13 protein-coding genes are annotated in these 8,036 nt (G+C 59.8%); 10 read left to right on the top strand and 3 right to left on the bottom strand.

Translation table 11 applies throughout. The annotated features are described in order from the left end of the window. Positions 1 to 190 precede the first annotated feature (190 nt). The 6 genes from AC1DUU_RS16440 (at position 191) to AC1DUU_RS16415 (ending at position 4,348) form a co-directional block, all read left to right on the top strand. Positions 191 to 748, top strand: a complete 558-nt coding sequence (locus AC1DUU_RS16440) for an OmpA family protein (protein WP_476784480.1) — start codon at positions 191 to 193, stop codon at positions 746 to 748. A gap of 172 nt (positions 749 to 920) precedes the next feature. Then, the gene (locus AC1DUU_RS16435) at positions 921 to 1,517 is read left to right on the top strand and encodes a hypothetical protein (RefSeq protein ID WP_476784479.1); all 597 of its coding nucleotides are present in this window, start codon (positions 921 to 923) and stop codon (positions 1,515 to 1,517) included. A 327-nt stretch (positions 1,518 to 1,844) separates the two neighbouring features. Then, complete coding sequence (locus AC1DUU_RS16430; protein ID WP_476784478.1) at positions 1,845 to 2,186, top strand: ArsR/SmtB family transcription factor; 342 nt, start codon at positions 1,845 to 1,847, stop codon at positions 2,184 to 2,186. Next, positions 2,179 to 2,673, top strand: coding sequence for an SRPBCC family protein (locus tag AC1DUU_RS16425; protein ID WP_476784477.1), 495 nt, complete (start codon positions 2,179 to 2,181; stop codon positions 2,671 to 2,673). The genes AC1DUU_RS16430 and AC1DUU_RS16425 overlap by 8 nt, the downstream gene beginning before the upstream one ends. 230 nt (positions 2,674 to 2,903) lie before the next feature. Further along, the gene (locus AC1DUU_RS16420) at positions 2,904 to 3,464 is read left to right on the top strand and encodes an AAA family ATPase (RefSeq protein ID WP_476784476.1); all 561 of its coding nucleotides are present in this window, start codon (positions 2,904 to 2,906) and stop codon (positions 3,462 to 3,464) included. Between the two features lie 92 nt (positions 3,465 to 3,556). Next, a complete protein-coding gene (locus tag AC1DUU_RS16415) occupies positions 3,557 to 4,348 on the top strand; it encodes a phytanoyl-CoA dioxygenase family protein (protein ID WP_476784475.1) in 792 nt (263 codons plus the stop codon). A gap of 72 nt (positions 4,349 to 4,420) precedes the next feature. Here the strand turns inward: AC1DUU_RS16415 and AC1DUU_RS16410 are convergent, their stop codons facing one another. The 3 genes from AC1DUU_RS16410 to AC1DUU_RS16400 are packed head-to-tail and all read right to left on the bottom strand — an operon-like array spanning position 4,421 to position 6,083. Beyond that, complete coding sequence (locus AC1DUU_RS16410; protein WP_476784474.1) at positions 4,421 to 4,759, bottom strand: DUF6616 family protein; 339 nt, start codon at positions 4,757 to 4,759, stop codon at positions 4,421 to 4,423. Between the two features lie 20 nt (positions 4,760 to 4,779). Then, on the bottom strand, positions 4,780 to 5,556 hold the full coding sequence (locus tag AC1DUU_RS16405) for a DNA alkylation repair protein (RefSeq protein WP_476784473.1): 777 nt from the start codon (positions 5,554 to 5,556) through the stop codon (positions 4,780 to 4,782). After that, positions 5,553 to 6,083, bottom strand: coding sequence for a MarR family winged helix-turn-helix transcriptional regulator (locus tag AC1DUU_RS16400; protein ID WP_476784472.1), 531 nt, complete (start codon positions 6,081 to 6,083; stop codon positions 5,553 to 5,555). The genes AC1DUU_RS16405 and AC1DUU_RS16400 overlap by 4 nt, the downstream gene beginning before the upstream one ends. Before the next feature lie 417 nt (positions 6,084 to 6,500). Here AC1DUU_RS16400 and AC1DUU_RS16395 point away from each other — a divergent pair, with 417 nt between their 5' ends. The 4 genes from AC1DUU_RS16395 to AC1DUU_RS16380 form a co-directional block, all read left to right on the top strand. Then, a complete protein-coding gene (locus AC1DUU_RS16395; protein WP_476784471.1) occupies positions 6,501 to 6,812 on the top strand; it encodes a hypothetical protein in 312 nt (103 codons plus the stop codon). After that, entirely contained in the window at positions 6,809 to 7,162 is a 354-nt protein-coding gene (locus tag AC1DUU_RS16390; RefSeq protein ID WP_476784470.1) for a toxin-antitoxin system TumE family protein, read from the top strand. Before AC1DUU_RS16395 ends, AC1DUU_RS16390 begins: the two co-directional genes overlap by 4 nt. Further along, positions 7,159 to 7,557 carry an HVO_A0114 family putative DNA-binding protein gene (locus AC1DUU_RS16385; protein WP_476784469.1) on the top strand — a complete coding sequence of 133 codons (399 nt, stop codon included), beginning with the start codon at positions 7,159 to 7,161 and terminating at the stop codon, positions 7,555 to 7,557. Before AC1DUU_RS16390 ends, AC1DUU_RS16385 begins: the two co-directional genes overlap by 4 nt. Continuing rightward, positions 7,554 to 8,036, top strand: a 483-nt coding sequence (locus AC1DUU_RS16380; protein ID WP_476784468.1) for a recombinase family protein, incomplete at its 3' end; no start/stop codon positions are given. The genes AC1DUU_RS16385 and AC1DUU_RS16380, both read left to right, overlap by 4 nt.

Raw genomic sequence — 8,036 nt, 5'->3', positions numbered from 1 at the left:
ATCCCTCCCTGGTCATCAAGACCAAAAAGGATTCTCCGATCGCGGGCTCGTGGCACGGCAGATTTCCCGCCCCGCCAAAGGACGTAACGGAAGTGTCGCTAACAATTCCGGGTGTCGAGACGCTCGACGCGATTAAAATTGCCGACCGATAGCCATGGCCGGTGCAACTTACTCTGCCCTCGCGGCTGTCATGATCATGGCAGCGGCGGGAGGTTCCTTTGCGCAGGAGCCGCGTTTCAATCGTGACATCCGCGATCTCAAGGCCACGATTCTGGATCTGAAGGGTCTTCCCTCCGATCTGAACAGCACCGTATCGGATTTGTCGGCGAAAGCCGATGGGCTTGCCGCCCGGCACAGCGGTCTTTCCGTACGACAAGACGCGACGACCGTCAGGGTGTCCATGACGGGTGATGTCCTGTTCGATTTCGATAGGGCCGACATCCAGCCGGCAGCGGAACCGACGCTCACCGATATCGCACGTCTCATCGCATCCGTCCCTGCCGGCACGATCATTGTCGAGGGCCATACCGATTCCAAGGGTACAGATCGATATAATCGGTCTCTGTCCCTTCAGCGGGCAAATGCCGTCGCGAAATGGCTCGTGAAACACGGGGCAGACAAGACGCGACTGGCGGTCAAGGCCTTGGGCGCCAGTCGCCCGATTGCGCCCAACGCGCTTGAAAACGGCGCGGACAATCCGGATGGGCGCGCACTGAACCGGCGTGTCGAGTTCGTTTTGCCAAAGTAGCAGCGCATGGAACCTACGAACCATGGTTCGACCTTGCGGATATGTGCCAGCTCGTTCCCGTCGGGTTGGAAGGACCGCCGTTGGATCTGCGTTACATGGGGTGCACAATCGCGACAAGTGCCATGTCATGCCGGCGCTAAACCAGATGAAGAGCAAAAATCGAGGAACTGTTATGATTGAACTGTTTCAATCACAGAAATATCTACAAGCTGAAGCAGACAATGTAGTCCGCGAACTGCAGCTAGAGGAACTGCTCGGATCCATTGGGCATCCAATCAGAGTGGGTAGTACAGCAATGGGGCTTATGGTGCGGCGGGACATCGACATAACCGTTGTTTGTTCCAAGCTGGATGCCCATACGCTCGAGGCCTTCAGCGCCGTAGCTGCCCGACTCATTCAGAAGCCAACAATCGTGTCGGCGGTACGCTTTCGGAACGATTGTGGCGGCTGGAATGCTGAGCCCGAAAAATATCCAGATGGTTTGTATCTTGGATTAACGGTCCGAGCTCAGAACGGCGCAAACTGGACGCTTGATATCTGGCTAGTCGATCAGCCCGAAAGGCAACCTGACGTGGCGCATCTCAAGACCCTGTTGCCACGCATCACGGATGAACATCGCAGAGTGATCCTCCAGATAAAGCAGGTGTTGGCAGATAGGCCAAAAAGCATTGATAGCGTTCCCAGCGTTCTTGTGTACGAGGCGGTCGTGGATCACAGCATCCAAACCGTTGAGCAATTTGATGACTGGTGCCGTGACCACCCTGTGTGACGCGAAACCGTCTGAGATTTTCCCAATTGATGCCTGCATTTCTTTGGTCTCGCACGAGACGTGCGCACCCTGTGATCATCGACAGCGACAACTCATCGTGGCCTCAGTGTAGAATGTCGCCAGCCCGTCGCGTCCGACGGATATCGACATTTTCTGCGTCGCTTGACGGCTCTTCGGGCCGACAGGGCCTTTCAACTTCGGGCTTGGCCCTTTGGGCGGCAGCCAGAGTTAAGCCCGACATGCTGCCTTCCTACTCGCGCTGCAAGCGCCGAGGCGAACAGACAGTCAGGCCCGCATCCGAGTGTAGGCCTGTGTATATGCACATACATGCATGGAGACGCGTTTCAGATTTTGGCCGATGTGACCCGACGCCGCGTGATCGACGCGCTGGCTCGCGGAGAGCGGCAGGTCAACGACATCGTTGCCGAGATCGGCATTCACCAATCGGGTGTGTCACGTCACCTCCGCATCCTCAACGAAGCTGGATTCGTTGCCGTGCGAGCAGATGGGCAGCGGCGGCTCTACTCGTTGAAGCCCGACCGCTTCCGTGAGTTGGACGAGTGGCTCGCCAAGTATCGCAAGCTTTGGGAGGCGCGGCTTGATCGCTTTGGTGCCGCGCTCAAGACACGCCAGCAGAATCGTAGTGAAAAAGGAGTAGAAGATGACTGATCAGATCGAGGCGCATATCGTCGTCGAGCGGACCTTCAAGGCTAACGTTCAGGAGTTGTGGGCGCTCTGGACAACGAAGGATGGCTTCGAGTCCTGGTGGGGACCCGAGCAGTTCCGTGCCGATGTTCGCACGATCGAAGCGCGCGTTGGCGGCGCGCTGCACTATGACATGGTGGCCGATACGCCCGAGGCGGTAGCGGCCATGGAGGCCATGAACGCGCCCACTGTGCAGCCGTGCCGGGGCACGTTCAGCGAGTTCAAGCCGGTTGAGCGGCTGGTGCTCGCCCAGGTCATCGATTTCTTTCCCGATGTCGCGCCATACGACAGCACGATAGCCGTGGCCTTCTTTCCCCTTGGGGACGGGCGCGTGCGCATGATCGTCACGCTGAGCCAGATGCACGATGCCGCTACCACGGCCATGCAAAGAAAAGGCTTTGCCAGCCAACTCTCCAAATTGGAGCGCCGTTACGCGCGGGAGGATAGCTAAAGGCGGCAGGATCGGCGAAGAGCAAGTCGAGCCGCGAATGCCGGCCGACAAACTCCAGAGAGATTTCGAGACAATCAACGCGGCAGGGTCCGGAGTCGATCTGGACGGCCACGTCGCGCAACTCGCAGCTCTCTAACCGGTTTTAGGATTTCTGCGACAACTAGGCCGAAAGGCGCCAACACCGATCAATTAGGTCGGCGTTGTGCAACGATATAAGGAGGTGCCACACGATGAACCGGCCATCCCCAGTTTTTATCATCACTGGCGCAATGGCGTCAGGAAAGTCAACAGTTGCTATGGCATTGGCTAAACGGTTCGAGCGTTCAGCATATGTCGAGGGCGATGCTTTCCTACGGATGATGATCAACGGCACAGCAAACATGGGACCAGTCCTTGACGCGGAGGCGCTGGCGCAACTGAACCTCCGGCACCAACTTGCAACGGATGCCGTACGGCGCTTTGTCCAATCCGGTTTCACCGTCATTTACGAAGATATTCTCATCGGAAACCACCTATTGTTGGCCGTTGAACGGCTAGGCGATCTGGTGCCCCACGTCGTCGTTTTGACGCCCTCTGTCGAGGCTTTGGTCGAAAGGGATCGAGGGCGCAGCAAAACCGGCTACTCGGAGAAATTTCCTCCGCGTGTTCTCGCTGACGCTCTTGTCAATGAAACGCCCCGGATTGGCACCTGGATCGATACAACCGATATGAGTGTAGAAGATGTCGTCGCCACCATCCTGGAGGCATATCCGGCTCCCCTAGCAATTCCGTATGACCGCAAAGGGCCGTAAGCGGAAGAACGAAGTAGAGTAAAACACGGGAATTTTGCGACAGCCAGATCAAAACAGCTCCGCTGACGCGGTAGCGGAACGGAGTATGTGTAATGCCTAAAACCGAGCATATCGACCTGGCTCCCGATCAGGTCCAGAGTTTCATTGACGACGGTTTTGTCAAAATCGAAAATGCCTTCAGTGCCGATCTTGCGAAGCAAGGCAGGGACGAGTTGTGGGCCGATATAGGGCTATCCCCAGACGAACCCGAGAAATGGGTTCAACCCGTTATTCGGGTGGGGTCTAAGTCCTCGCTCCCCTTCGTAGAAGCCGCGAACACGCCGCAACTGCACAAAGCCTACGATCAGCTCGTTGGGGAGGGGCGCTGGGTTGCTCCCAAGGGCCTCGGAACCTTTCCGATCCGCTTCCCCTCACCAGAATCCCCCGGTGACGATGGTTGGCATGTGGATGTGAGTTTTGGAACCGACGATCCGGATTTCATGGAGTGGCGGGCCAACGTGAAGACTAGCGGACGCGCATTGCTGATGCTGTTCTTGTTTTCGGATGTTGGCCCCGACGATGCGCCGACAAAGATACGGAAAGGCTCACATGCCATCATTGCGCGGGAGCTGCTGCCCTATGGCACAGCCGGCGCAACTCTCCGACAGCTCTCTGCCAATGGTTACGCTTCGACAGAAGATTGCGAGGTGGGACTGGCAGAGGGTGCAGCAGGCACGGCCTATCTGTGCCACCCGTTCTTGGTCCATGCTGCACAACCTCACTGGGGGCAGCGGCCACGCTTCATGGCGCAACCGCCGCTCCTGCCAAAAGGTGAGTTCGATCCGACCCTGCCTCCCTCTCCGGTTCAGGTCGCTATCCGTCGGGCATTTGGGCTGACGTTCTAATCGCATAAACCTGGGGCCGCTACGCGCGGCCCCAGAGTCTCAAGGCGTTTGTCGCGCAACTCCTAAAATCGGCTACAGCGCGGCGAGCTGCGCAAGATGGCCGTTCAGATCGACGCCGGGGCCTGTCGCGTTGATCGTGTCGAAATAGTCATGCCACCCGGAAGCGGCGATGCCTGACACAAGGGCGGCTATCGCCGCCGCGTCGGGAGCGCGCCAGATCGCGAAGAATTTCTGCGATGGAGCATGGAGGGTCGCGGCGTCCGTCTCGCCCAAGGCGATCGCTTCCACCCCAAGGGCCGACAGCGCCGTCATGCCGGAGCCGATGGCCTCGAAAAACTGGCGGCGGCCGTTCTGGTCGAGCGCCAGCCATGCGGGTTTCGGGGAATAGAGTTCGGCCAGATAGTGCGCCATGTGAGCGGTCCTTTCGTATGTCAGCCCTTACGGTCGATGGAGCGCAGGGCGTGCTTGCAGATTCGGGCAGTTGCGGGCGTGGCGCTCTCGGCCGACCATCGGGCGCACAGCGACCGCACCCAATCGGGCCGGTCCTTGCCGGCGTCGTTCAGCCAGTTGCCAACGGAATCCTGCACATAGGGCGCGGGATCGGACCCGAGTGGTTCAAGGATCGGCAATGCCTTTTCCGGCTGTTGCCGCAGCGGGCCGAGATGGGTGCACCATACGCCGCGCGGCCGGGTTGCTTCGCTGGCGAAGCGCCGCAGCCGCTCGGACGGTTCGGCAGTCCAGCCGGCCAGCAGCGTAATGGCGTTGTCGAGATCGGCCGCGATATGCGGGCGAACGGCCATCCACGACCACTCCCGCACCCCGAAATGATGATCGTCGGCAAACGGCCGGATCGCGGCGAGCCGGGCGGAAAGCGTCATGTCGTCGGCCGCGCCGATCGTGAAACAGGCCCAACCGCGGGCCGTATCGGATACATGGTCGCGCAGCTCGCCCAAGGTGGCGGGGCCGCGCCGCTCATGGATCAGGCGCGCGGCCAATGCCATGCGCCGCGAAATCCCTTCCCCGGATGCTTGCCGCATCGCCGTGGCGGCATCCTCCCCGAGTTCGGGTAAGACGGCGCGCATAAGGGCGGCGAAGTCCACAGCCAGGCACTCGGTCAGCGTGGCGGCCTCGACAGCGCCAGCATTGAGCAGGGCGAGGCGGGCCGGTTCAATATCCGTGACACGTTTTCCCGACCGGCCAGCACTCACCGGGGATTGCCAGCAGCAACGGCCGCGCTGTCCTTTGCCGGAATCGCCACGTTGCGCCAGACCCGCCGCAGCATGCCGCTAAGGGCCTCGCGCTCGTGCTGTTCGAATCCCGCGAACAGGGAGCTAATCCATTGGCTATGTTCATTCAACAGATCGAGCGCCACGGCCTGCCCTTTAGCCGTCAGCCGCACCGATACCTTGCGCCGATCTTCCCTGTCACCATGACGGGCAAGGAAGCCGTCCCGCTCCAATCCATCGAGAAGGCCGGTAATCGTGGCGCGCGTGACGCCGGCCCGTTCGGCCAGCTCGTGCGGCGCAAGCCCTTTCGGCAGATCGCGCAGCAGGAGCAACAGAACGAATTTCCCTTCCGAGAGATGATGCGGTGCGAGGCGCACAGCGCAAGCCCGGTCGATGCCCGAGGCCAGCGCCAAGACCTCGAAACAGAGCCGCATATTGTCCGTGTCCCGCTGTCCACGGCGTTGCGCCTCATCGAGCAAGGCAAGGTGTTTTCGTTCGAGCAGCGTCATGCGGCAGCATATAGTATGTCACCTAATCACAAGTCAATGTCGCCGTCCGCAGTGGCCCGGATTCCGGGCCGGGAAGTGTCGCGAAAGTCTGTCGCACAAGTTTGACTTGTGCACACGACTTTTGCGACAGTAATTCCCCTGAAAAATCAACACAGGCGATTTTGTCGCGAAACTTAGCATTTCAGTTGGGTGGGGTCGAAATCATATCGCGCCACAAGCGGCGGCACGGGAGGGATTCGGACCGCTGCGACATACCGAACGGCAGCGCCCCCACCCAATCCTGACAAGCCGAATTGCGGTGACGCCCGCATAACTGAGGGTGCCGTCAGCGTATGTATGCGAATGCGGCACGCTACGTCCCACCGATCTCCCCCCATGGTCCGCCAAGTGACGACACGGCAAACCATGGAGGATTTTATGCGCGCACGCCGCACTCGTGAGGAGAGGTCGCTCCCGCACAGTCTTCCCGACGATCTTTTCGACTACGCCGACGATCCCGCGCCCTGTAGAGGCCAGTCGCACCGCAGTACCTTGCCGGATAGCGCCAACAACTCCGCCCTCACCGTTATCGACGACTGGCCCGATTTTGTGCCGGTCACGGAGACGGAGATCGACATATTTGAGCGATATTTCGGCGACGCTCTCGACCGGTTGTTCTGCCCCATCGACGCCAAGCACGAAAATGACGGCTTGCGTTCGTTAACAACAGATGTTAACGATAGGCCATGAGCGAGGATCGTGACCCGAGCCTCGACACACTTCTGGACCTCGACGGCCAGGTGCTCGTTGTCGATCCCGAGGGCGGTCATTGGGTGAAGTTCGTCGTCACCCGTGTTCCGGTTTCTCCGGAAAAGCCCCACGGCCTCGATTACTCGCTCACGCTTCACGGGCCTTCGGGCGAACGGCTGGTCGGGTTTGATAATGCCCATCCAGTAGTCCGAGGCAGACGCGGCGAGCCGATGGACCATCGCCACCGCCTCCAGACCGTGAAGCACTATGCCTACGAGGACGCGGCCACGTTGCTGGCCGATTTCTGGCAGGCGGTGGATGCGGTGTTGAAGGAGCGAGGCGTACTATGACCACCTTGAAAGTCGGGATCGCCGACTACGATGAGATGAAGGCCCGCACCATGCGGATTGCGCGCGGCGAGGAAAAGCCGCCGACGGACGATCCGAAGGTCTGGTTCACCTCAACCGAATCCTTTGCTCAAGTGCTCTCAAGCGGCAATCGCGACCTGCTGCGCACGATCGTGGAGAAGACCCCGGCCTCCTTGGAGGAACTGTCGCAGATGACCGGGAGAGCCAAATCCAGTCTGTCCCGGACCCTCAAGACAATGGCTCAATACGGCCTCGTCCGCATGGAAAAGGGTCAGGGCCTAAAACTCGTCCCAAAGGTCGAGCATGACTGTGTGGAACTGGTCTTGCCGCTCACAACCGCCAAAGGCGCCCAGAAGGCCGTGGGAGGCGCACGATGAATATTCACAGTCCTGATGTCGCGCAGCGCGCAGCCCTCTATCTTCGCGTTTCCACGACGCGGCAGGCCGAACATGATGTGTCGATCCCTGACCAACGCCGGCAGGGTGAAACATGGTGTGCCTCGCGTGGCTTTCAGCTTGTCGAAACGTTCGTGGAGGCCGGCGCGTCTGCCACCAACGATCGCCGGCCTGAATTCCAACGCATGATCGAGGCGGGAACGACCAAGCCCGCACCATTCGATATCCTCGTGGTCCATTCCTTCAGCCGGTTCTTCCGCGACCACTTCGAGCTTGAGTTCTACGTCCGCAAGCTGGCGAAAAATGGCGTCAAGCTCGTCTCCATCACCCAGGAGATGGGCGACGATCCCATGCACGTCATGATGCGGCAGATCATGGCGCTGTTCGACGAATACCAGTCCAAGGAAAACGCCAAGCACGTCCTGCGCGCCATGAACGAGAATGCCAGGCAAGGCTTCTGG

It is taken from the genome of Aminobacter sp. P4_H6_2, assembly GCF_056400805.1.
This window is presented reverse-complemented; position numbering and strand designations above follow the sequence as displayed.